Genomic DNA, 22,414 nt, shown 5'->3' with positions numbered 1-22,414 from the left:
AATCTTAATTTTTGTTATTAACTCGTCTATCCAGCTATTGCATATGTTCTTTTTTCATAAATTTTTTCAGCGTCTACAGGTGTAACCGGCACATGCGAGATTAGTGGGTGGTACGGTCTATCCGCATCCTCTGTAGCTGACAGTAATATTTCGCTCATTTTCTCACCTGGTCTTAATCCGGTGATAATTATTTCTACATCTTTTTTGCTCATATCAATCATTCGCTTGGCCATTTCATAAATCTTTACCGGCTCGCCCATATCAAGTACCATGACTTCTCCCGGCCGCCCGATAGCCCCAGCTTGAATCACTAATTGACAAGCTTCTGGAATTGTCATGAAATATCTTTCCACGTCTCGATGGGTAACAGTTATCGGTCCTCCATGTTCAATTTGATGCTTGAAGGTATGAAATACTGATCCTTGGGAGCCTAATACATTTCCAAATCTGACTGATACGTACGGCTTATTAGTTATTTTCGCAAAATATGCAGTCAGCTGTTCCGCTAATCTTTTTGTTCTTCCTAATGTTGATGTAGGATCGGCTGCTTTATCAGTTGATATATTAACAAAACATTCAACGCCATATTCTACTGCTAATCTGAGTAGGTTATAACTGCCCAGGGTGTTAGTTTTCCAGCCTTCTTCTGGATATAATTCCAACATAGGTAGATGTTTTAAAGCGGCAGCGTGGAATATTACCTGCGGTTTATGTTTTTTAAATATTTTGGATAACGCTTCTTGGTCCCTAATATCACATAACACCATATCCGGTGTATTTAAAAGTGCTTGTCCATATATATCCAATTGGATCGCATGGAGCGCATTTTCATCGCGATCCAACATTATAAGTTCCGAAGGCTCCAATAGATGTACTTGCCGGCAGATTTCAGATCCAATTGAGCCACCTGCTCCCGTAACTAGTACTCGCCGCTGCGAAATATAGTCGGAGATCTGGCTAAGGTCCGTGGTAATTTGACGACGCCCCAATAGATCTTCGATTTTGATTTCTCGAATTCGGTGAACATTAAGTTCTCTGTGAAACATTTGCTCAATACTCGGCAGAATCAGCATTTTCAATCCATGCTGAGTGCAAGTTTTCGCGTAATCTCTAATCCCTTCATCAGAGATATTGTGAATAGCAAAAAGAACAGTATCAACGTGAAGACGTTTAGCTAGGTTGCCTAGCTCTTCACGCCCACCCAGCACTTTCACAGCCCCGCCCAGTCGGGTCCCCAGTTTTTTAGGGTCGTCATCAATGAGCCCCACCACCTGATACGGGCTGGCGTGGATATCACTTAGCGAACGGACCAACCAATAACCGGCTTCACCTGCACCAACAACAAGTACCTTTGTGCCTTTAACGCCGGCGGGATGGTGTCTATCGTTATATTTAGATCTTTCCCACGCTGTTAATCCCAACATTAATAGTCCCGCCATAAGCGGCGTACTGAGAAGCATTTCCCAGGTGGGAAGACTCCTTATATGTATAAGAGCGATGACCACGAAGACGCTAGCCGATGCACCGCCCCAAACAATCAGCAACATGAATAAAGAGTCTTCAAATGACCCTTCAAGGCAGGAATGTCGACGCTTCCTTAAGCTAAGACTAAAGAGTGTATGAAATCCCGCGGCTACCGCCCCAAACAACAAGGCACTCATCCAGCGTTGGGGCTCGTCGCCGAGGCTGAACTGCAAGGTTCCCGCAATCGCACCCGCAATAAGCCACAATACCGCATCTGAGATTGGTTGCGGAACTTTGTAGTGTTGCACACCGGTATTCACATGAACCTCTTAACGTACAGCCATGAGTCAGTTCTAACATCTATTCCTTAGACGGTAGAAGAATATAGCAATTTCATAACTGTTTTAGTTAATCATGTTCACGAACATCTGTATAGATATTTTTAGGCGCTTTTCATCCTGTACAATGTTCCCTCCCCTTTCCCTTACGCCGTCGGGCCCGATAGTGAATGACGCCGCAGTCATAACCTTGCACATCCCGACAGTGCTCTGTTTTTCATTAGATAGTAAAAACCCTGTTCGTCGCCCCCCCGTAGGGCCAGACCATAGTTCTTATGTCCGCAACGCGAATGCTTCCCGATAAAATGGCCCAATGCTCGGCACTAAACGTTGGGCTGACGTTAAGTTATATGTCGGTCATCTCATCCTTGCTCTTGATTGATCTCCCGGTGTCTTCTCCACCCCCTAAATTGTGGGTAGCCAAGTATTCACTCACGGTTTCCGAAATCGAGGTGTTACGCTTCGCATCCTTGAGCATGTCTTCAAGATCATCGGTGGTGATCGTTCGATTCACAGTATTCATCACTTCATAGGTGCGGCGATTAACCGAGGTTTTTCTAAAGACCAGAACAATATTTTCCGGCAGCTTTTGATCCACATCTGTCTGCTGTGCTTCTCCGCTACATCCTTGAGCGGTGGAAGGATCAGTAAGAGAATACATTGCAGGCAGTGCTGCCGCCACGGCTTTATACACTTCCTCTTGAGCTTTAGCCTGAGCCTCACCCCCATCCTTGCCGCTGACCTTCTGAGAAATGTCCGCCACAGCGCTGGGGTGGAGTCTCTCCAATAGCTCACCGGTACACCCAAAGGCCATATCCACATGGCCTTTGTTCAATAGTGCTATCGGAGTTTGATTAGTAGAGGAACTATCAACCTGAACGGTGGCTTTGATACCTTCGGCATCTAATGCTTGTTTGAACAGCTCCCCGAGGAGCATTTCTTCCATAGAGCTGACGTTAACCCCAATAACGACGGCTTGATCCTCGTCTTGAATCGGAGCGGCCCCAGGCTCAGCCTTGGCACATGCCCCTAACACGGCCCCTATGCTCACCACCGTCACAGAAAGCATGACGGCCTTAGCCGGAGATGGCTGTCCGTTAAGCATCGTTATGCGCCTTCCTCACCAGTGAAATGACGAGCGGTAGCTATGCCGCTTGCCGCAATTAAATCCCGAGCCTCTCGAGCCCTCTGAGGAGTGCAAATAACATCATATCGACCAGCAACTATGGTGGTCGAGGAAGTAAAGTCTCGACGCCCTTGGGATGCCGCATAAGGTACTGCAGCCATGATAGTGCCAAAAATTACGCCCATGAGTATGCCGGTGAGAAGTGGTGATAACCAGCCTTCGCCAAAGATCCCCAGGAGTAGACCAATAAACACCCCCATCCAGGCACCGCTGGCGGCTCCAGAGAGCAGAACCTTAGCCCACGTCAAACGTCCGGTAACATTTTCCACTTCAATCAAGTCCACCCCGACAATGCTGATTTCATTGACTGGGAATTCTTTATCGGACAGCATATCTACGGCAGCTTGGGCCTGTTCATAGGTACTAAAGCTTCCTACTGGCCATCCCGAGGGCCGTCGCCGCTCCCGCAACACTGCACTATTTCGACGTTGTGGATCCGGCTGAACCATCGTTGTTCTCCATCCTCTCCCTGGCGGATAACCATCACTGTGTACATAACGCATAAGCATCCCTTTTTGTTCCAAGAATCGCCCTTCTTGTAGTTAGGTTCCCTCATACTCATCTTTTAAACTCTCAAAGTATGAGTTTGATTAACCGCGTTTATGCTGGTCGTCTCCGAGGGATGGTGATCCATACCCCGGACGGCGAGCCTTTTGGGCGGGTACGTGATGTTGTTTCTGGCTTAAGACCACAAGGGCACGTCTCCCGCGCCCTTGGTCTAGTTGTTGAACTCAACACAAAACGACGAATTTTTCTCCCGATGCTCCGTATCGCCTCTATCGAGCCAGGTGACATCACCCTCACCACCGGGTCGGTGTCCCTTCGCACCTTTGTCCCGCGAGCCGGTGAAGCAACAATTTTGGGCGATATTATTGGCACCAAAGTTCACACCGATGATCCAGACTCTCCCGATTTGCACGACCGCCCCCTCGAAATCGCAGACGTTGAGTTAGAACGCACTCGCTCTCGGGATTGGATCATCAGCCGCGTCGCGGTTTTCAGCGAGCGCCCTAAATTTGGCCGTACCCCCTCATTATCCACTATCCCGTTCCAGCATATTCACGGTATCGCCCCAGAGATCCACGACGTCTCCAATGCCACGGTAGAAATGATCGCAGGATTTGATGATTTGCGTCCTGCAGACGTCGCCAATATTTTGTCTGATTTGCCGAAACAAACTCGGGAACAAGTAGCCCGTGAACTCAATGATCAACGGCTAGCAGATATTCTCCAAGAGTTGCCCGAAGATGAACAAACAGCGTTGTTAGAATCATTGGGGATCGAACGTGCCGCAGACGTCCTCGAAGAAATGGATCCTGACGACGCTGCTGACCTCCTGGCCGAACTTCCTGAGCCCCGCGCAGAGGTACTTCTCGGTCTCATGGATCCAGAGGAATCGGCTCCCGTTCGACGTCTCATGAGCTTCTCTCCAGATACCGTGGGTGCGCTGATGACCACAGAGCCTTTGATTCTGACGCCTCAAACAACGGTTGCTGAAGCCCTGGCTTTAGCACGTGATCCTGATCTGCCTACTTCATTGTCTTCAATGGTGTTTGTGGTTCGACCCCCCACTGCTACACCCACCGGCCGTTATCTTGGATGCGTCCATCTGCAACGCCTGTTAAGAGAACCTCCCGCAAGTCTAGTGGCAGGAGTTTTAGATCCTGACCTTCCCCCACTCTATGCCACGGATTCTCAAGAAACCGCAGCTCGATATTTCGCCACCTATAACCTGGTCTGTGGTCCCGTCCTTGATGAGGACAAGCATTTATTAGGCGCTGTTGCTATCGACGACCTTCTTGATCATCTCCTGCCGGAAGGCTGGCGCGAAGATGATTGGCGACTAGAACCGGAGCCCGGAGCCACCACCCTTGAGTCGGTATCCACTACCCCTACAGCGGAGGCATAACCCATGGTTAACTCTTATGATCTCGACACCCCGGTAACCGCCTCCCGGCGTCGACTATTCAAAATCGACGATGAGTCCGTAGGAGCAGCCGCAGAAAAGGTCGCCCGGTTCTTCGGCACGGGCAGCTATTTGATGTGGCAAACCGTCATCGTGGTGGCCTGGATTGCCCTCAACGTCGGTGGTTACAAATGGAATTGGGACCCCTACCCCTTCATCCTCCTCAACCTGGCTTTCTCGACCCAGGCAGCCTATGCGGCGCCGTTAATTTTGTTAGCCCAGAACCGTCAAGAAGATCGCGATAAACTAGCCCTCCAGCAAGATCGGCATCGCTCAGAACAAACCAAGGCAGATACTGAATTCCTCGCCCGAGAGCTTGCCGGTGTCCGCTTAGCCATTGGAGACATGGTGTCACGTGATTATTTGCGACATGAGCTTGAGGATCTCCACAACGTGTTGGAACGTATTGAAGCCCGACTCGATGATGTTTCTGCGGACCAACAAGACGCCCACCATCATCTCAGTGAGCCCACCCAAGGCGATGTCATTGGAGAATCATCAACTCCAGGTCACAACCACCTCAATCCTGGAGAGTTAAGATAGTCCGCGATGTCTACTCTTGATAAATCACTCGTTAACGAAGCACTTTCCCGAGTCGAAGATCCTGAACTCGGCCGTCCTATTACTGAGCTTGGGATGGTTAAATCCATTGACATTTCCGGCACCGATGTAGCGGTGGAGATATATCTGACCATTGCCGGGTGCCCGATGAAAAGCACTCTCCTGAACAACACTAAAGCCGCAGTGGAAGATATTGACGGTGTCGGTGAGGTCAGTGTCACTTTCGATGTTATGAGCGCTGACCAGCGTCGAGAATTGAGGAATAAACTCCGTGGGAGCCACGCAGAGCCTACTATCCCCTTTGCTCAACCAGAGTCCACTACCCGCGTTTTCGCGGTGGCCTCCGGTAAAGGCGGGGTGGGGAAATCATCTGTTACCGTTAATTTAGCTACTGCCTTGGCTGCTAGTGGACTCAAGGTGGGCATCATTGATGCCGATATTTATGGGCACTCAATTCCCCACATGATGGGTTCCCAGGACCGCCCCACTCAGGTGGACGATATGATCCTGCCGCCGATTGCTCACGGGGTGAAGATCATATCGATAGGGCATTTTATTGAGGGCAATGCCCCAGTCATGTGGCGTGGCCCCATGCTTCATCGAGCAATCCAGCAATTCCTCGTTGACGTCTTCTGGGGAGATCTAGATGTCCTTTTACTTGATCTCCCTCCCGGAACCGGAGATGTTGCTATCTCCGTGGCCCAACTGGTTCCCAATGCGGAGTTGTTAATTGTGACCACCCCCCAAGCTGCTGCTGCTGAAGTTGCTGAACGCGCTGGTTCAATTGCACAACAAACTCAGCAAAGAATTGCTGGGGTGATTGAAAACATGTCAGCCATGGTTATGCCCGACGGCAGCACCATGGATATTTTCGGATCCGGAGGCGGTGAACACGTGGTAGAAAGGCTAAGACTGCTCAGTGGGGATGATGTATCTCTCCTGGGAAGTATTCCACTTGATCCAGCTCTGAGGATCCATGGGGATCAAGGTACACCGGTGGCAATTTCAGAGCCAGAGTCCCCGGCTGGACGCGCTGTTCGAGACCTTGCCCACAAACTTAAAGTCCGTCGTGACTCTTTACTGGGTCGCAGCCTTAACCTGGGAGTACATGGATCCTAAGTAATATCATCCCACGAAAAACCACCCGTCCGAGGTGGTTTTTCGCTATCTCTGACGGGGCGTTGCTCAGATTCCGGCGTCGGGGATTGTTGTTTTCGGAAAGCCTCTCCCTGAGTTTCGCCTTTCATCACCTTCTTAGGATCAAAGGAATCCAAGAAATTCTCATCATCTTCAAAAAGAGCACGCGTAATTGCCGCTTTAGGCCCCATCCGTTGAATCCGGGCGATCTGAGATAAAGGCTGTCGAAATTCTTCGAATTCTTCCCCAATACCTTGGAATTCTCCATCTAGTTCGGCTTTAGCATTATTGATCGCTTTCCGGGCGGCATAGATTGCTGCTCGAACATCAGTAATAACCCCGGGTAACCGCTCAGGACCAATGACGATAAGCCCCAGCACCAGCAGGGTGATAATTTCCATCGAGCCAATTGAAAACACGAGATTCGCCTAATGACTCCGAGTTCCGCTGATTTGTTGTGATGAGTTTTCGTTCCCCAAGGCACCTCGGCGCAGCATGTCAATCCGTTCCCAAATCCCGGGCCGACAATGCGGGGTATCTTCAGCTGACGGCCCCGGCGCACACCACGCAGCGATATCGTTGAGACGCTCTACCAAGGCCTGCGGGATATGAACATCACCCATCCCAGAACTGCATCGCACCCGATGCGCTGTACCACGATGCTGCTGGACCTCAGCCCGACACTCAGGGCATTGCCGTAGATGAGACTCTGCCCGCCGGTTAGCGGCTGGAGTCATTTCCCCATCAACGTAGGCGGCAATTGCCTCAGGACCCAAGTGCTCTACTGAAGCAAATTCTCTCCGTTTACCGGGTGATCCCATATCATCACCGCCTCCCGCATCAACCCGCATCAATAGGCAAAAACTCGTCACAGTAAAATTTACCTGGCCTAGAATACTCCAGAGTTTTAGGAGCTGGCGGGTATAAGTCTACGAGCAGCTGAATCTTCTTCGGCTCGAGCCTCTAGGCACGCTCTGATTTGGCTTCTTCCGCGGTGAATTCGAGAGCGCACCGTTCCCATTTTCACGCCCAGGGTGCTGGCAATCTCTTCATAGGAATATCCCATGACATCGCAAAGTACTACTGCTGCCCGGAAATCCGGAGCAAGGTGATCTAATGCGTACTGCAACGCGGGATCAAGCGTAGTGTCGTCGTACACCTCTTCTGGGGTAGCTGTTCGGCCAGCGATACGGTCTTGATCTTCAGGCAGCGCTTCCATGCGGATGCGGTTGCGGTGCCGAACCATGTCCAAAAAGAGGTTAGTGGTAATACGGTGCAGCCATCCTTTGAAGGAACCGGGGCGGTAGGTTTTTAGCGAACGAAAGACCCGCATGAACGTCTCTTGGGTTAAATCCTCGGCATCATGTTGGTTACCGGAAAGGCGATAGGCCAGGCGATAAACACTATCAGCGTGTTCTGCGACGAGATCTCCCCATTCTGGCATCTCGCCTTCTCCCGCATCAAAAGCGGCAGTGCCTGCAGTCGGGTATGGCGTCGAGGAGGCGAGGTCCCTGGTGGATTCCGGGTCGGGCACGCTGGAAATCATGAATGTTATTGTGCCCTGCTTGCCTGACGAATAGCCAACCGTCAAGCTGAGAATATGCTGTCAATCCCGCCAAGGTTGGGGAGATACGTACACTAGTCGGTGTGAGTGATACTGCATTTGATGCCTTGAGCGCCTATATTGCCGAATCCACCCCGGCTCAGCCGGCGTTGCGTGAAGCGTTGCGCGGCGCCGAAGAATATGGCTTAAATACCCCCGATGAGGCAACTGGCCAACTCCTGGGAACCCTTGCTTCCCTGGGACCACGAACTACCCAGGAACGCGGTGGCGGAGCGGTGGCTATTACCCCGGCCCTCGGACCAGTGGGGCTTCATATTTTGCGAGGGTTGTCCGAAAAGGAAACTCTCACCTGCATAGACCCCGAGGTGGAACACCAAAAAATGGCGCGCGATGCTTTTCGAGCCGCCGGGTATTCCAGCACCAAAGCCCGGTTTTTGACAGCCCGCCCCCTTGATGTCATGAAGCGCCTGGCAACTGGCAGCTATCACCTAATTTATGCTGATGTTCCGGCCGAAGATCTGCCTGCGATTTATGAAGCAGCGTGGCCGCTCCTTAGTACCGGTGGGGTCTTGATTTTCGCCGACGCCCTCCTTGACGGAACAGTTGCTGATGAGTCTCGAAAAGATCGGGCGACGCAAGCAGCTCGGCAGTTGTGGGAACGTGTTCAAGAAGATGACCAAGCCCTAGTTACGCGACTTCCCCTAGGCGCGGGAATGATGCTGCTTACCCGACGTTAGGACTTAGGTGCTTAGTCACGAAAACCCGATCCAGCTCTGGGTTTTCGGTTATGACAGTGGAACTTCAGTGTCAGCGTCGGGACTATTCCACCACGGCGTTCTTCCCAATAACTACTACCCCACCGTCTGAAACTGTGAACCGTTCTTCATCTCTACTGCGGTCGACTCCGATAATTTGTTCTTCGCCGATTCTGACGTTCTTATCCACGATGGCGTGGCGAACCACCGCGCCCTTACCGATCCGAACCCCAGGCATAATCACTGAACCCTCGACGGTTGCGCCTTCAGCCACATGAACATCCGAAGACAGCACCGAATTTCGGACCGTTCCGCCAGAGATAATACATCCGGTTGCCACCATGGAAGATTGCGCTATACCGCCTTGAACGAACTTAGCGGGTGGCAAATTCATGGTGTCAGTGGAGTGGATGGGCCAGCGATGGTTGTACAGGTTAAACACAGGGTGCACGCTAATCAGGTCCATGTGTGCCTCATAGAAGGCATCAATCGTACCCACGTCGCGCCAATAGGCGTGGTCGCGCTCGGTGGACCCAGGAACCTCATTCTTGGTGAAGTCATAGACATGGGCATCGTTCTTGGCTACGAATGCGGGAATAATATCTCCGCCCATGTCGTGATTGGAATCCTCATCATCTTCATCTTCCCGCAAAGCATCAATCAATGCTTGAGTAGTGAAAATATAGTTACCCATGCTGGCATAGGTCATACTTGGATCATCCGGGGTACCGGGTGGATCTGCTGGCTTCTCCAAGAATTCAGTGATGGTGCCATCCTCATTGGCTTGGATACACCCAAAAGCAGTAGCTTCTTCGCGCGGAACCCGAATTCCGGCGACTGAACAATTCTTCCCGGAGGCAATATGCTCAGCCAGCATCTGGCCCGGATCCATCCGATAGACGTGATCGGCGCCAAAGACGATGACAAACTCTGGTTTCTCATCGTCGATGAGATTCATCGATTGCAAAATTGCATCGGCAGAACCGGTAAACCACCTCTTCCCCAGACGCTGCTGTGCAGGTACCGAGGCAATGTATTGGCTAATTGGACCAGATAGCTGCCACGCTTGGGAAATATGCCGGTCAAGGGAATGAGACTTGTACTGAGTCAATACCGCAATTTTTAAGAATCCGGCATTGACCAGGTTTGACAGCACAAAGTCAATCAGACGATATGTGCCGCCAAAAGGGACGGCCGGCTTAGCACGGTCCGCGGTGAGTGGATACAACCGCTTTCCTTCGCCGCCGGCGAGAACAATTGCTAGGACGTTGCGTTGGCTCCTCACAAATACAAACTTATTAGAAAAATTCACTGTGCGCTTCAAAGGTGTTCTTTACCACGTCTCTGCAGCCTCGCGGACACCTGATTAGGCTCGTGATTATGAGAGTCGGAATGATGACTAGAGAGTATCCACCAGAGGTGTACGGCGGCGCTGGGGTGCACGTTACCGAGCTAACGCGCTTTATGCGCAATATCGTCGAGGTTGACGTTCATTGCATGGGCGCTCCGAGAGATGAGGAAGGAGTTTTTGTTCATGGGGTTGACCCAGCCCTAGAAAAAGCCAATCCGGCAATCAAGACTCTTTCTACTGGTCTTCGCATGGCTGAGGCCGCTAACAACGTCGATGTTGTTCACTCTCACACCTGGTACGCCGGGTTAGGTGGACATCTAGCTGCCCGGTTGCATGGTATTCCCCATGTAGCGACAGCGCATTCACTAGAACCGCACCGCCCCTGGAAGCGGGAGCAATTAGGCGGGGGGTATGACATTTCCTCGTGGTCGGAAAAAAATGCCATGGAGTATGCCGACGGAGTCATCGCGGTGTCGGCAAAAATGAAAGAAGCCATTCTGGATGCGTATCCCAGGATCGACGAAAACCGGATTCACGTCGTTCTTAATGGCATAGATACTGAGCTTTGGCAGCCTCGCCCCACGTTTGAGGAGGCTGAGAATTCAGTGCTCTGCGAACTTGGAGTCGATCCAGACCGGCCCATTGTTGCCTTTGTTGGACGGATCACCCACCAAAAGGGGGTAGAGCATTTAGTGAAAGCCGCCCATGAATTTGATGATGGGGTGCAGCTGGTCCTGTGTGCCGGCGCTCCTGATACCCCGGCTATTGCTGATCGAATCAGTACTTTAGTCAAGGAACTTCAAGCCGAGCGTGAAGGGGTTTACTGGGTTCAGGAAATGTTGCCCAAGCCTAAACTTCAAGAGATCCTAAGTGCTGCCGATGTGTTTGTGTGCCCCTCCATTTATGAGCCCTTAGGCATTGTGAATCTTGAGGCCATGGCGTGTTCTACCGCGGTAGTTGCTTCTGATGTGGGCGGCATCCCGGAGGTTGTGGTTGATGGAGAAACCGGCATATTAGTGCACTGGGATGAACATGATGAAGCTAGTTTTCAGCATGATCTTGCCTCTGCGGTGAATCAGATCGCGACAGATCAGCAACGCGCCCGAGGCTTCGGGGCGGCAGGATTGACCCGCGCTAAAGAGAAATTCTCCTGGGAACGCATCGCCCAAGAAACCGTCGATGTCTACCGCTCTTTGATCTAAGGTCGGCAACCACCTCCGGGGTGTAGCTACTGCACTACCCGGGGGTTAGCGCTATCCTGGCTGTCATTTAGGGCGAAATCCGTTAAGAATCTTCAAGTAAAGGACACGGTTTATGACCACTTCCACCCATCGACCTGAGCTTCACCTCACCGCCGAAATCGGGGTTTTAAACGCTCCAGCCGGAATCTTGCTCGACGGGTCGGATTGGCATCTATTCCATCAATTCCAGACCAAATTGGATCAGCCTGCCCGCTGGGCTCACGTTATTGCGGAACATACCCCCTTTCACTGGGAGATTTGCAATGATGTCATTGCCCCTCGCGCCGGCGAACTCAAAGTTCGCGCCGGATCAGTAACCTCCCACGGTGCAGGTGCCCACCTTTATTTCACCTCCGTCACAGATGCTGGAACAACAATTCAGCTAGCGAGACTCAATAATCTCCTTGAGAGCATGACTGAGGTAGACGAAGAAGGTTCGACTATCGATCCTGGGGTCAAAAGGATTGGGCGAATCGTGCCTGCCTCCGAAGAATTCCATGATTTCCGGTCGCCCTGTGTCGTCCCGGGGTGGCTTACCGAGGAAGACCGCTCCGGAGGTCATGAAGGCTGGCTGATGCTTGCTCTGACTGGCCCAGTCGAAACCCCCACCATGGTGGTATTGACCTCGCCGGATGGTCAGGATTGGCATCTCCTCGGACCTCTAACCTTTGAAAACCCCACCGGTTTACCCGCTGATACACCGGTAGTTAGTCCCCGGATTATTCGCCTCCATGATGAAGTTGATGAAGAAATCAGAGATATTTTACTGGTAACCATTGAGCAGAAAGACCAGGAAATTGCCGGCTACCTCGTGGGTGAACTTCACGGCGCCACGTTCCGGGTGACTTCACCGTTTACTCGCTTAGATTATGGCCATGATTTCACCCGGCCGCGTAATACCAACATCACCCCTGGCACTCTTGCTGATCCTGAGCGCTACAACCAGGCAGTGCTCATTGGCTTGATGAATGGTTCAGGAAGACAGGACAAACCAGAAGAGCACCTATCTTGGCAGGAAGAAGGCTGGGCAAATTGCTTAAGTTTGCCGCGCGTTGTCACACTCCAAGGCGGTGTGTTGTACCAAACCCCCACCGCAGGTCTTATTGACGCTATTGCAGAATCAGATTCTGCAGCAGCATGGACAGGCCTTGCGGATATTCCCGTCGGAGGACAGTTACAGATAGATATCCTCGACGGTGAAGGTCGTCCAGCTGCCCGAATTAGTCATCATGGGGACTCCGTGGTGCTAGACCGCTCAATGAATCCTCATCATAAGGGTGATCCACAGGCCTCAGCCCCACTTATTGAAGGCGACACCGACGCCTTAACCATTATTGTGGATGGCTCCACGGTAGAAGTTTTTGCCGATGGTGGTGTAGCTACACTCAGTAGTCGGGTGTACTTCGACGGAGGCGCCTCAGGGTTCATGGTTTCGACGGCTGGCGATGCTGAACTGCGTCGCTCCTATGAACGTCGTTCCCGAAATCACTATTCGGAGGCTTTCGCTCATCTCGATGACACTGATTTTGCGATCGAGGATCTCTGGGCAGAAGACGAAGATGTGTGGGGGGAAGATGATTCTATTGACGAAGGCCTAGTTCGCTAATCCATCCCCAACAATGCCTAGGCTTCCTTGATCAGGAAGCCTAGGACCCCACCCGAGACAAACCAGCATTGGGAATAGTGCCGTGGTGGGCAATTTTATTACCATCCCAGTAATAGGTGACGGTGCTGGTATAAGCAGCCATTCCAGCGTTGGGAACACCATCAGCCATCCCGGATTCCCAATCCCGATAGGTGATAGTTAAAGTATCCTGATCCGCAGTAGCTTTCTGCACCTGCTGCGGCCGGTCCGAATCAACCCCGACATACTCTCTCTTATGGAATAACAGGGTCAGGGTAAGAAATTGACTATTCCCCTTGTAGTTTTGCTCCAAAAGGACATAACTCACATCCCTACAGGGGTCATAATTGCCCTGCCCGGAATAAATCCACCCAAATTCAATGGCGTACTTTTTGCTTGCCTCGTTTGCTGCCCGATGAACCTCCTCAGCGTCTAGATCCGTACCACAGTGGAGTTCGGCCGAGGTAGACGTAGGGGTATCACTCGATGTTTCCTCACTAGTAGTGGAAATAGACTCAACATCTCGCTCGGTGCTGTGCATCGTAGTGGTGGGGGTTTCTTGAGCTTTGTTCTGCTGGGCACTTTTTGACCCAAGCACCACCCCCGTGCCCACCGAGACAACGACAAGCAGCAAACCGTTAATACCCAGCAGTGCTTTTGCTGTCGTGGATAAGGAACCCACCTTCTTCCATACTGTAGTCTCATTGTGCCAAACCCAACCTGGTAATAACCGCACGCGCAGTGACATTCAAAGAATCCGGCAGGAGTTCAATCCGCTCGGCTAAGTCATCGGGATCAATGTGCTGCGCTGAGGGGCTCATCCCAATCTGGGCGGCAATTGCTTCCTGGTCCAAGCGCATGGAAAATTCTACGCAATGCGGCTGCCCCACCGGACGAAGGAGCCCTTGTGATTGCTGGATGAGCTGCTCTACTTTTCCACGTTCTACATCACGGATACCTAGCGGGGCTCGGAGCTCCGCCAAATGCCCGGTATCGGCGGTTAAAACAACGACCTGTCCCCCCGGCTTTAGAACCCGAGCAAATTCGGCGACGTTTCGTGGCGCAAACACCACGCTAAGAACATCGACGGACTCATCTTGGAGAGGAAGTCGAGAACATGCGTCGGCTAATAACGCCACTGCCCGGGGGTGACATTGGGCTAAGTGTTGGGCTGCCGCTGTTGAAACGTCGATTCCCACCCCTTGTGAGCCGGCAACTGCATCCAGAGAATGTGCCAAATAATAGCCCGTACCCGCACCCACTTCGCAGATCAGTGGTGAGGCTTCATCAGGAACTCCAGCGTCATCCAAAGCCTCGTATACCGCGGCAGTAACTGCTTCAACAAAGGGCGCAAAATACCCTCCCGATAAGAATGCCTCCCGGGAGGCGATCATCGCTGGATCATCGCCATGACCGCTGGGGTTATCTTGGCCAGTGAGATTGATAAAACCGGAAGAGTCAATGCTGAACTGGTGACCTGTCTCTGAGATCAACCTCGATGGATCATCACTTTTGTGAAGCGGGGAGCCATCTTCCGGATCAGCCAAAACCGCAATCATGTCACTGAGCACGTACGCACCCGTCCTCTCGTAATTAGGAATAGCCCCCATGCTACTAGGTGCTCAATGTGGTTTTGCGTTATACGTCCCCGCTTAGCCAGCAAGCACAAGAAAAATGTTGCTCGTTATTGTTCGGCAGCTTCGCTGAGCTTAGCCCCTAACTCGGCAGCTTCTTCATGGCTGAGCTCGACGACTAATCGCCCGCCCCCATCAGAAGGAATTCTCATCACAATTTTGCGATTCTCCACAACCGCTTCCATAGGTCCGCTACCAGTACGCGGCTTCATTGCTGCCATTTGAACCAGGCTCCTCACGTCAAAAAACAAGTTTCTTTGATTAAGTTTAGTCCCTCTTACGGTTTTTGGAGCGTCTGCTGGCGTCTTTCTAATTCCTCCACTCTTTCTAGCAGCTGCACAATCACCGCATCTACCTGATCTGCACGATACCCTCGAAACGCCAGATCAAATGATAAGTCCGCTACCCGGCACTCCCGGATAGCCTCCGAGTTTCGCTCCATCACTTGTTCTGGATCATCCGGAGGTTCAGGTTCTCCCCGTCCTAGGACAGAGCCCATTAACCAGATGAATAACATCGCGAAAAGAGCCAGGGAAATAATTAAGATTATCCAACTCAGCATGTTTGTTTTCCTAACACCTCAACCAAGGGTGGCCGCTGGGAAACTGTATCCCGGGCCAGCAAGGTCGCAGCCACAATATCGGCCATCGGAGCCAAGTCCGCTAAAGGACGGTTCCGGTGCGCTCTAGTCCCTATATCCACACTCTGAATTGCGCGCAGCCCAAAGCGTCGATAAATATCCACCAATAAGCCAGCCTCTACCCCATATCCTGAAACGAAGGGGAGATGCAGCGCTGTTTCCCGCCGCAAGGCGTATTCCCCAGCGAGCGGTTGAGGAATAGCAGCAAGCTCTGGAAAGCACGTCTTTAAAATTGGTTTAGCACATAACTCGGTGACTCTACCGCCACCTTCCGGTTTCCCCTGGAAGGTACGACGATACTGTGCCTTGACCAGTTGAGTGCATGAGTCATGAAAAGGTTCGGACAAGGCAGACACCATACCGGGCGAAGGCGAAAATAGATCTGCATCAACGAAGACCACCAGTTCGTGGGTGGCGGCAGCTAGCCCCCGCCACAGCGATTCTCCTTTTCCGGGATGAGGCGGAATTTGCGGCAAAATCTCTCGCCAATTCAGTACCGTCGCTCCAGCTTGACCTGCCACCTTCGCAGTGGCATCCGTCGAATCTGCATCAATAACCAAGATTTCTCCCGGCTCATCAGCCGCCACAGCCGCCACCACCCCAGCGACAGTTTGTTCTTCATTTAACGCTGGAATAACGACGCTCACGTTCGCACACCGATGACTGCTCACGCTAAACCTCGCACAGTGTTCAGTGGCGGAATCTGTCCTGAAATAGCACAGATCATTCGAATGGTATCCACAGTTTCGGCCACCTCATGGCTGCGAAAAGCAGCCACCCCATGGGCCGTCGCCCACGCTGTTGCAGCCAACGTACCCCACACCCGCTGACCTACCGCACGATCCAAGGTTTCCCCGATAAAGTCCTTATTAGACAAAGCCATCAACACCGGCCACCCCGTCGCAACAATCTCATCTACCCTGCGCAGCAACTCTAATCCGTGAAAAGTGTTTTTCCCGAAATCATGAGTGGGGTCAATAAGAACCAACTCTTCCGGACATCCACACGAAATAGCCTTTTCCGCCAAAGACACTGTCTCTGCAATGACATCCTCAACCACGTCATCAAAATGAACCCGGTGTGGGCGGGTGCGAGGGACAACCCCACCGGTATGAGAGCACACATAACCCACTCGATGCTGACCAGCAACCTCAAGAAGCTCCGGATCATAACCAGCCCACGTGTCATTGACTAATCCCGCACCCGCTTTGATGGCGGCTTCAGCAACGGGCGCTCGCCACGTATCTACCGAAATGAGGACATCCGGAAATTGCTGATGAATGGCGCTGATCGTGGGAACAACGCGGTCAATTTCTTCAGCAATATCCACCACAGGTCCGGGCCCGGCTTTGACCCCACCAATATCGACAATTCGAGCCCCCTCAGCAATAACCTGGTGGGCACGACGCACCGCAGCGTCTTCAGCATAGGTTGCGCCTTGGTCATAAAAGGAGTCCGGGGTGCGGTTCACAATAGCCATCACCGCAGGTTCTGGGCTAAATAGCGGATGCAATCCGGAGTTATTCTTTGTCACTATGACTTCCCACGCCGAATCAAAATGTGGTCTACCGCCTCTTCTACGGAATCAGTGAGCAAGAATAAGTCCGGATCCTCCGGTGAAATCATCCCCTCACTAACCAGACGTTCCTTAACCCACCGAACCAGACCGTCCCAAAACTCTACGCCGAGTAAAACAATAGGAAAATCAGTGACCTTTCCGGTCTGCACCATGCAGAGCACCTCGAAAAGTTCGTCGAGAGTACCAAAGCCCCCGGGTAGACACACAAAGGCTTCAGAGTACTTCAAGAACATTGTTTTTCGGGCAAAGAAATAACGGAAATTTAGCCCCAAATCTACCCACTGATTGAGCTTTTGCTCAAAGGGAAGTTCAATACCTAAACCAACCGATAGCCCGCCGGCTTCGCTAGCGCCACGATTAGGCGCCTCCATCAACCCCGGCCCCCCGCCGGTCACCACTGCGTAGCCAGCATCGGCTAAGCTCCGCCCCAGGTGCATACCCTTCTGATACCAGGGGTTGTCAGGGGTTACTCGGGCAGAACCAAAAACAGTGACTGCTTCCGGGAGGTTAGCTAAAGCGTCAAATCCCGTGACAAATTCTGACTGAATTCGCAGTATTCGCCAAGGGTCAGCATGCAGCCAATCATGGTCGGATCCTAGTTCAAAAAGACGCTGGTCATACGTCGAGCGTTGGCGCTGCTGGGACTGCTCATCGCTTCTGAGAAGTAACGGTCCCCGCAACATCCGCTGTTTCTTCTTACCTGGCGTATCAGCCACCGCAATCCTTTCTTGTTATTCCTGCTGCCGTGCTGAGGAAAGCTTAACGAAGCCAATTGATCAATGTGCTAGCTACCTCAGTAATCATCCACACCGGGCATTGCTCGTCACGTTTATGCGCAAAAGAGGGGTCTCCTGGCCCAAAGTTCACCGCGGGGATCCCTGTAGCCGAAAACCGAGAAACATCGGTCCAGCCATATTTTGCCCGGAATTTCCCTCCAGTAGCAGCTACTAATTCAGCTGCAGCGGGTCGGGATAAACCAGGAAGCGCGCCGGGCACTGCATCATCAACTTCGTAGCTCACCCCTTCATCATCTTCAAGGTTGAGAACGTCGAGCACATGGGTTATTGCTTCATCAATGCTCCGGTCAGGGGCGAATCTGAAATTCACGAACATCCACGCTTCATCGGGAATAGTGTTGGTGGCTACCCCAGATTCAACATGGACCACATTAAGGCCCTCCCGGTATTCACAACCATCAATATCTACCCCACGCGGTTGGTAGTCGATGATCCGAGTTAAGACTGGCGCTAAACGGTGCATGGCGTTTATTCCCAGCCACGAGCGGGCAGAGTGCGCCCGAACACCTTCAGCAATGACTTTGATCCGGATTGAACCTTGACAGCCAGCTTCAATGATTCCACCCGAGGGTTCTCCTAATAGGGCTACTTCACCTTCTAGCCACTCGGGATGCTGCTCTTGAATGTGTCCTAAACCATTGAATTCGGAGGCTACCTCCTCTCCCTCATAAGCCACCAGAGTGATGTCACGTTTAAGAGCGGGGTCATTAGCACACACTGCGAAGGCGTGGAGATACACCGCTAAGCCAGATTTCATATCTACACTGCCACACCCGAAGAGGGTGTCCTGCCCGTCTTTGTCTTGAGCCCGGTGCGAAGGAACATTGTCGGCAATCGGAACGGTGTCCATGTGTCCGGCTAAAATCACCCGCTGCCCTAATCCACGTTGTGTTCGCGCCAGGACGTTGTTATTAAAGCGCCATACCTCTACCCCGTCGACCTGCTTTAACGCCGCTTCAATTGCATCAGCAATATCTTTTTCGTGATGGGAAGGGCTAGCAATATCAACGAGTTCTTCCGTCAAGGTAATTGGATCAGTTTCTAGGTTGAGGGTCTTCTTTGCGCCTGTCATTCTTCATACCCTACTGAACTGTGACCGTTTAGGCTGGCTAACGTGAGAGCCTGCAAACTGAGGACGTACAATAGTCCTACGTGACGACCCTTGGAGCTGTTGCTACTGGCATTGCCAATATCGCCATGGATGGAACCGTTTTAGATACGTGGTTCCCTGCCCCCCAGTTAATTGATTCGACGACGGATTCGGTGGATCACAAGCAACCTGATAACGGCACCCGACGTCTCTGGGGTCGGGAATTGTCTGCCCGGATGATTGCTCTGATCTCCCTAGATGAGGATCGGATGGTCGAACAGGTTGCCGTTCGTACGCGCATCGCAGATCTCCAGGCGCCCCCACTCGACGCCCACGATGTCTATCTGCGCCTCCACTTAATTTCTCACCGGCTCGTCGCCCCGGGGCAGATTAATATGAGCCAGGCGATGTCTCTTCTATCCGACGTGGTCTGGACTAATAAGGGCCCCTCTACTCCACAAAACTTTGAACTAGTCCGAGCTCGGCTTCGCACTCGAGGTTTAATCCACGTCTACGCGATTGATCGGTTGCCCCGAATGGTGGATTATGTGGTTCCCGATCACGTCCGAATAGCCGAGGCTGAACGTGTCCGCCTGGGTGCGCACTTAGCGCCTGGCACCACTGTTCAACGAGAAGGTTTCGTCTCACATAATTCAGGTTCCCTAGGACCCTGCAAAATTGAGGGTCGGTTATCCTCCGGTGTGACCCTGGGAGAAGGTTGCCAAGTTGGTTTATCCGCCATCATCATGGCGGAACGACAAGCAGATGGATCCCGGCGCCCCTTACAGGTGGGGAGAGACTGCACCTTTGGGGTATCTTCTGGACTCATTGGGATGAATGTGGGCGACGACTGCCACATCGGCACTAAGGTAATTCTTGAGAAAGACTTAACTATCTATGATGTTGAGCGAGATCAGCTGATTCCCGGCTCTCAACTGGAAAATCGTTCGGGGTGGAGTCTTAATACCGAAGCTGAGCATCCGGAACCAGTTGTTCGAGGACTTTCTTAAGCAATTTAGGAGAGAAATAACCCCAGTACCGACTAGGGTATTTCTCATGAATCATTCAGTGGAACAGACTGGCCAGCTAGGGCGCGGTCTTAAAACTCGTCACCTCACCATGATGGGTCTCGGCTCCGCCATTGGCGCCGGACTGTTCTTAGGCACGGGGGTTGGTATTCGAGCCGCAGGTCCTGCCGTGTTAGTGGCATATCTTATTGCCGGCATCATTGTGGTTTTAGTTATGCAAATGCTGGGAGAACTTGCCGCAGCACGCCCAGCCTCCGGGTCATTTGCTACCTACGCTCGTCAGGCACACGGGCACTGGGCTGGCTTTACCCTTGGCTGGTTGTACTGGTTCATGCTCATCATGGTGCTCGGTGCGGAAATGACCGGCGCAGCCGCCATTATGGGAGCGTGGTTTAACGTCCCTCAGTGGATTCCCGCCCTGGTATGCGTGATCTTCTTCGCAGTCGTCAATTTCGCCCAAGTCCGGGGTTTCGGAGAGTTTGAGTTTTGGTTTGCCTTCATCAAAGTCGCTGTGATTCTGCTCTTCTTAATCATCGGCGTACTCCTCATTTTTGGTCTTTTACCCGGCCACCCCTTCGTCGGAACTTCCAACTTCCTCTCTCAGGGATTTATGCCCAACGGACTTTCCGGAGTTGCCACCGGTTTATTAGCTGTAGCCTTTGCTTTTGGCGGCATTGAAATCGTCACCATCGCTGCTGCGGAATCCGAGAACCCCTCGGCAGCTATCCGTACCGCGGTGCGGTCAGTCATCTGGCGCATCGCCGTCTTTTATCTAGGCGCAGTCCTCATCATTACTTTCCTCATGCCCTACGACACCATTGGTGGGGCGGATAGCGCCGCAGAATCTCCCTTCACCATCGTCTTAGGCATGGCAAACATTCCCGGCGTCGTGGGATTCATGGAAGCAGTCATTGTTTTGGCGCTTCTTTCTGCCTTCAACGCGCAAATCTATGCCACCTCCCGGCTGTGTCACTCCCTCGCTCTTGAAGGCGACTCCCCTCGAGTTTTCGCAGTCACCAACCGGCACGGCGTTCCCACTAATGCCGTCTTACTGTCCATGATTTTTGCTTTTGTGTCGGTGGGTCTGCAGTGGTGGAATCCTACCGGTCTGCTGGATTTCCTTCTCAACGCAGTCGGCGGCTGTCTCGTGGTGATCTGGATCGTTATCGCTACGAGTTATCTGAAGCTGCATCCAGAATTGCAACGCACTGGAGAAATTTCCACTGTCAATCTGCCTGCATTCCCGCTCATCCCCATCCTCTCTTTAGTCATGCTGGGCTCCCTGGTGGTGTTAATGCTCTTTGACAACAGTGCCCGATCAGAAATCACTTCTGTTGCGGTCATCCTGGTGGTCTTGGTTGGATTGTCGTTCTTGTCTCGGTCCAAAGCTAAAGCCGTCAGCTAATCGGGTAATCTCAAGCGCATGACTTCTTATCGTGGCTTAGGATTAGCAACAATCACTGATGAAGGAACCGTCCTTGATGCTTGGTTCCCTCACCCAGAACGCGTTGACGAGCCGGTGGAATCTGGAACATCCCGACGCGCAGCAGAGGACCTACCGGAGGATCTTGCTCAACTACTCGGAAAAGATGACGCCCGCGGTGTCGAACGTATTGCCATAGAAACGGTGATTTCTGATCTTTCGGAAAAAGCTCACGATGCTTATGACGCCTATTTGCGCCTCCATCTGCTCTCTTGGCGGATAATCAAGCCTCACGACGCCAACATGGACGGCATTTTCGGAAAGCTCACCAATGTTGTGTGGACTAATCACGGCCCCTGCGCAGTAGAAGGATTTGAGCGCACCCGCATGAAATTACAACAGCGCGGCCCCGTGACCGTCTACTCCATCGATAAATTCCCCCGCATGGTCGATTATGTTTCTCCCAGCGGAGTACGCATCGGTGATGCTGACCGCGTCCGCTTAGGCGCCCATCTCGCAGAAGGCACCACGGTTATGCATGAAGGATTTGTGAACTTCAATGCGGGAACTCTGGGAAGCTCCATGGTAGAAGGTCGTATTACGGCGGGAGTAGTCGTTGCCGATGGCTCAGACATTGGTGGCGGAGCTTCCATCATGGGGACTCTGTCCGGCGGAGGCAAAGTTGTTATCAGTATTGGCAAGCGGTGTCTATTAGGAGCCAACTCCGGGGTAGGAATCTCTTTAGGAGATGACTCCGTCGTAGAAGCTGGTTTATACGTCACCGCCGGAACTAAAGTCACTGTGCTCGACGCCGTGGCAGAAGCTTTGGACGTTGAATCCGGCTCTGCCATTAAAGCTAAAGAGCTATCTGGCGCTAGCGGCGTTTTGTATCGCCGCAATTCCACCACCGGAGCAGTTGAGGCTGTGCCGTGGAAAACTGAAGCTGTGGAACTCAACGCCGTCTTGCACGCAAATTAATGTGACAATGATTGGCTAATTTTAGGCCTAATCTCGAGGGCTGATTCCCTGGAGATTA

24 protein-coding genes are annotated in these 22,414 nt (G+C 52.2%); 9 read left to right on the top strand and 15 right to left on the bottom strand.

Annotation, left to right across the window (positions count from 1 at the left end; translation table 11 throughout):
- Positions 1 to 26: 26 nt before the first annotated feature.
- The 3 genes from GP475_RS04650 to GP475_RS04640 all read right to left on the bottom strand — a co-directional run bounded on the left by GP475_RS04650 (position 27) and on the right by GP475_RS04640 (position 3,437).
- Positions 27 to 1,784, bottom strand: coding sequence for a polysaccharide biosynthesis protein (locus tag GP475_RS04650; protein ID WP_187975468.1), 1,758 nt, complete (start codon positions 1,782 to 1,784; stop codon positions 27 to 29).
- Between the two features lie 364 nt (positions 1,785 to 2,148).
- Positions 2,149 to 2,907, bottom strand: coding sequence for a type 2 periplasmic-binding domain-containing protein (locus GP475_RS04645; RefSeq protein ID WP_187975467.1), 759 nt, complete (start codon positions 2,905 to 2,907; stop codon positions 2,149 to 2,151).
- Between the two features lie 2 nt (positions 2,908 to 2,909).
- Positions 2,910 to 3,437 carry a general stress protein gene (locus GP475_RS04640; protein WP_187975466.1) on the bottom strand — a complete coding sequence of 176 codons (528 nt, stop codon included), beginning with the start codon at positions 3,435 to 3,437 and terminating at the stop codon, positions 2,910 to 2,912.
- Between the two features lie 131 nt (positions 3,438 to 3,568).
- Between GP475_RS04640 and GP475_RS04635 the strand changes: the two genes are divergently transcribed.
- The 3 genes from GP475_RS04635 to GP475_RS04625 are packed head-to-tail and all read left to right on the top strand — an operon-like array spanning position 3,569 to position 6,634.
- Positions 3,569 to 4,897: a magnesium transporter MgtE N-terminal domain-containing protein gene (locus GP475_RS04635; protein WP_187975465.1), complete on the top strand. Its 1,329-nt coding sequence runs from the start codon at positions 3,569 to 3,571 to the stop codon at positions 4,895 to 4,897.
- Between the two features lie 3 nt (positions 4,898 to 4,900).
- On the top strand, positions 4,901 to 5,497 hold the full coding sequence (locus GP475_RS04630; RefSeq protein WP_187975464.1) for a DUF1003 domain-containing protein: 597 nt from the start codon (positions 4,901 to 4,903) through the stop codon (positions 5,495 to 5,497).
- A gap of 6 nt (positions 5,498 to 5,503) precedes the next feature.
- Positions 5,504 to 6,634, top strand: a complete 1,131-nt coding sequence (locus GP475_RS04625; RefSeq protein WP_187975463.1) for an Mrp/NBP35 family ATP-binding protein — start codon at positions 5,504 to 5,506, stop codon at positions 6,632 to 6,634.
- On the opposite strand, the gene tatB is transcribed toward GP475_RS04625, so the two are convergent.
- The 3 genes from tatB to sigE are packed head-to-tail and all read right to left on the bottom strand — an operon-like array spanning position 6,631 to position 8,198.
- Positions 6,631 to 7,053, bottom strand: a complete 423-nt coding sequence (gene tatB / locus GP475_RS04620; protein WP_187975462.1) for a Sec-independent protein translocase family protein — start codon at positions 7,051 to 7,053, stop codon at positions 6,631 to 6,633. The genes GP475_RS04625 and tatB overlap by 4 nt on opposite strands.
- A 27-nt stretch (positions 7,054 to 7,080) precedes the next feature.
- Positions 7,081 to 7,524, bottom strand: coding sequence for an anti-sigma factor family protein (locus GP475_RS04615; RefSeq protein WP_187975461.1), 444 nt, complete (start codon positions 7,522 to 7,524; stop codon positions 7,081 to 7,083).
- A 35-nt stretch (positions 7,525 to 7,559) separates the two neighbouring features.
- Entirely contained in the window at positions 7,560 to 8,198 is a 639-nt protein-coding gene (gene sigE / locus GP475_RS04610; protein ID WP_187975460.1) for an RNA polymerase sigma factor SigE, read from the bottom strand.
- Positions 8,199 to 8,299: 101 nt separating this feature from the next.
- Here sigE and GP475_RS04605 point away from each other — a divergent pair, with 101 nt between their 5' ends.
- Complete coding sequence (locus GP475_RS04605) at positions 8,300 to 8,953, top strand: O-methyltransferase (protein WP_187975459.1); 654 nt, start codon at positions 8,300 to 8,302, stop codon at positions 8,951 to 8,953.
- 82 nt (positions 8,954 to 9,035) lie between these two features.
- Here GP475_RS04605 and glgC read toward each other — a convergent pair whose 3' ends face one another.
- A complete protein-coding gene (gene glgC / locus GP475_RS04600; RefSeq protein ID WP_187975458.1) occupies positions 9,036 to 10,256 on the bottom strand; it encodes a glucose-1-phosphate adenylyltransferase in 1,221 nt (406 codons plus the stop codon).
- 59 nt (positions 10,257 to 10,315) lie between these two features.
- On the opposite strand from glgC, the gene glgA reads away from it, so the two are divergent.
- Entirely contained in the window at positions 10,316 to 11,524 is a 1,209-nt protein-coding gene (gene glgA / locus GP475_RS04595; protein ID WP_263479369.1) for a glycogen synthase, read from the top strand.
- Between the two features lie 112 nt (positions 11,525 to 11,636).
- Positions 11,637 to 13,169 carry a GH32 C-terminal domain-containing protein gene (locus GP475_RS04590; RefSeq protein WP_187975456.1) on the top strand — a complete coding sequence of 511 codons (1,533 nt, stop codon included), beginning with the start codon at positions 11,637 to 11,639 and terminating at the stop codon, positions 13,167 to 13,169.
- A 40-nt stretch (positions 13,170 to 13,209) separates the two neighbouring features.
- Here the strand turns inward: GP475_RS04590 and GP475_RS04585 are convergent, their stop codons facing one another.
- From GP475_RS04585 to dapE, 8 genes are all read right to left on the bottom strand, one after another.
- On the bottom strand, positions 13,210 to 13,869 hold the full coding sequence (locus GP475_RS04585; protein WP_187975455.1) for an LppP/LprE family lipoprotein: 660 nt from the start codon (positions 13,867 to 13,869) through the stop codon (positions 13,210 to 13,212).
- Between the two features lie 19 nt (positions 13,870 to 13,888).
- The gene (locus tag GP475_RS04580; RefSeq protein ID WP_187975454.1) at positions 13,889 to 14,758 is read right to left on the bottom strand and encodes a methyltransferase domain-containing protein; all 870 of its coding nucleotides are present in this window, start codon (positions 14,756 to 14,758) and stop codon (positions 13,889 to 13,891) included.
- Between the two features lie 113 nt (positions 14,759 to 14,871).
- A complete protein-coding gene (locus tag GP475_RS04575; RefSeq protein ID WP_187975453.1) occupies positions 14,872 to 15,042 on the bottom strand; it encodes a DUF3117 domain-containing protein in 171 nt (56 codons plus the stop codon).
- Between the two features lie 56 nt (positions 15,043 to 15,098).
- Positions 15,099 to 15,383, bottom strand: a complete 285-nt coding sequence (locus GP475_RS04570; protein ID WP_187975452.1) for a hypothetical protein — start codon at positions 15,381 to 15,383, stop codon at positions 15,099 to 15,101.
- Positions 15,377 to 16,132: a glucosyl-3-phosphoglycerate synthase gene (locus GP475_RS04565; protein ID WP_187975451.1), complete on the bottom strand. Its 756-nt coding sequence runs from the start codon at positions 16,130 to 16,132 to the stop codon at positions 15,377 to 15,379. Before GP475_RS04565 ends, GP475_RS04570 begins: the two co-directional genes overlap by 7 nt.
- A complete protein-coding gene (folP, locus tag GP475_RS04560; protein WP_187975786.1) occupies positions 16,129 to 16,941 on the bottom strand; it encodes a dihydropteroate synthase in 813 nt (270 codons plus the stop codon). The genes GP475_RS04565 and folP overlap by 4 nt, the downstream gene beginning before the upstream one ends.
- Before the next feature lie 53 nt (positions 16,942 to 16,994).
- Entirely contained in the window at positions 16,995 to 17,762 is a 768-nt protein-coding gene (locus GP475_RS04555; protein WP_394367427.1) for an LOG family protein, read from the bottom strand.
- 37 nt (positions 17,763 to 17,799) lie between these two features.
- On the bottom strand, positions 17,800 to 18,909 hold the full coding sequence (gene dapE, locus GP475_RS04550; RefSeq protein ID WP_187975450.1) for a succinyl-diaminopimelate desuccinylase: 1,110 nt from the start codon (positions 18,907 to 18,909) through the stop codon (positions 17,800 to 17,802).
- A 125-nt stretch (positions 18,910 to 19,034) separates the two neighbouring features.
- On the opposite strand from dapE, the gene GP475_RS04545 reads away from it, so the two are divergent.
- Genes GP475_RS04545 through dapD form a run of 3 tightly spaced genes read left to right on the top strand, consistent with a single transcriptional unit; the run spans position 19,035 to position 22,356 of the window.
- On the top strand, positions 19,035 to 19,937 hold the full coding sequence (locus GP475_RS04545) for a DapH/DapD/GlmU-related protein (protein WP_187975784.1): 903 nt from the start codon (positions 19,035 to 19,037) through the stop codon (positions 19,935 to 19,937).
- Between the two features lie 46 nt (positions 19,938 to 19,983).
- Positions 19,984 to 21,360: an amino acid permease gene (locus tag GP475_RS04540; protein ID WP_187975449.1), complete on the top strand. Its 1,377-nt coding sequence runs from the start codon at positions 19,984 to 19,986 to the stop codon at positions 21,358 to 21,360.
- An 18-nt stretch (positions 21,361 to 21,378) separates the two neighbouring features.
- Positions 21,379 to 22,356 carry a 2,3,4,5-tetrahydropyridine-2,6-dicarboxylate N-succinyltransferase gene (gene dapD, locus GP475_RS04535; RefSeq protein WP_187975448.1) on the top strand — a complete coding sequence of 326 codons (978 nt, stop codon included), beginning with the start codon at positions 21,379 to 21,381 and terminating at the stop codon, positions 22,354 to 22,356.
- Positions 22,357 to 22,414 lie beyond the last annotated feature (58 nt).

It is taken from the genome of Corynebacterium poyangense (assembly GCF_014522205.1).
Taxonomy (GTDB): domain Bacteria; phylum Actinomycetota; class Actinomycetes; order Mycobacteriales; family Mycobacteriaceae; genus Corynebacterium; species Corynebacterium poyangense.
This window is presented reverse-complemented; position numbering and strand designations above follow the sequence as displayed.

Excerpts from the sequence above, each read along its gene's own strand:
- GP475_RS04575 (WP_187975453.1), bottom strand. The coding sequence starts at position 15,042 with ATGGCAGCAATGAAGCCGCGTACTGGTAGCGGACCTATGGAAGCGGTT.
- folP (WP_187975786.1), bottom strand. The coding sequence starts at position 16,941 with ATGGCTATTGTGAACCGCACCCCGGACTCCTTTTATGACCAAGGCGCA.
- GP475_RS04645 (WP_187975467.1), bottom strand. The coding sequence starts at position 2,907 with ATGCTTAACGGACAGCCATCTCCGGCTAAGGCCGTCATGCTTTCTGTG.
- GP475_RS04545 (WP_187975784.1), top strand. The coding sequence starts at position 19,035 with ATGGATGGAACCGTTTTAGATACGTGGTTCCCTGCCCCCCAGTTAATT.
- GP475_RS04540 (WP_187975449.1), top strand. The coding sequence starts at position 19,984 with ATGAATCATTCAGTGGAACAGACTGGCCAGCTAGGGCGCGGTCTTAAA.
- GP475_RS04640 (WP_187975466.1), bottom strand. The coding sequence starts at position 3,437 with ATGGTTCAGCCGGATCCACAACGTCGAAATAGTGCAGTGTTGCGGGAG.
- GP475_RS04625 (WP_187975463.1), top strand. The coding sequence starts at position 5,504 with ATGTCTACTCTTGATAAATCACTCGTTAACGAAGCACTTTCCCGAGTC.
- GP475_RS04570 (WP_187975452.1), bottom strand. The coding sequence starts at position 15,383 with ATGCTGAGTTGGATAATCTTAATTATTTCCCTGGCTCTTTTCGCGATG.
- sigE (WP_187975460.1), bottom strand. The coding sequence starts at position 8,198 with ATGATTTCCAGCGTGCCCGACCCGGAATCCACCAGGGACCTCGCCTCC.
- tatB (WP_187975462.1), bottom strand. The coding sequence starts at position 7,053 with ATGGAAATTATCACCCTGCTGGTGCTGGGGCTTATCGTCATTGGTCCT.
- dapD (WP_187975448.1), top strand. The coding sequence starts at position 21,379 with ATGACTTCTTATCGTGGCTTAGGATTAGCAACAATCACTGATGAAGGA.
- GP475_RS04635 (WP_187975465.1), top strand. The coding sequence starts at position 3,569 with ATGAGTTTGATTAACCGCGTTTATGCTGGTCGTCTCCGAGGGATGGTG.
- GP475_RS04630 (WP_187975464.1), top strand. The coding sequence starts at position 4,901 with ATGGTTAACTCTTATGATCTCGACACCCCGGTAACCGCCTCCCGGCGT.
- dapE (WP_187975450.1), bottom strand. The coding sequence starts at position 18,909 with ATGACAGGCGCAAAGAAGACCCTCAACCTAGAAACTGATCCAATTACC.
- GP475_RS04590 (WP_187975456.1), top strand. The coding sequence starts at position 11,637 with ATGACCACTTCCACCCATCGACCTGAGCTTCACCTCACCGCCGAAATC.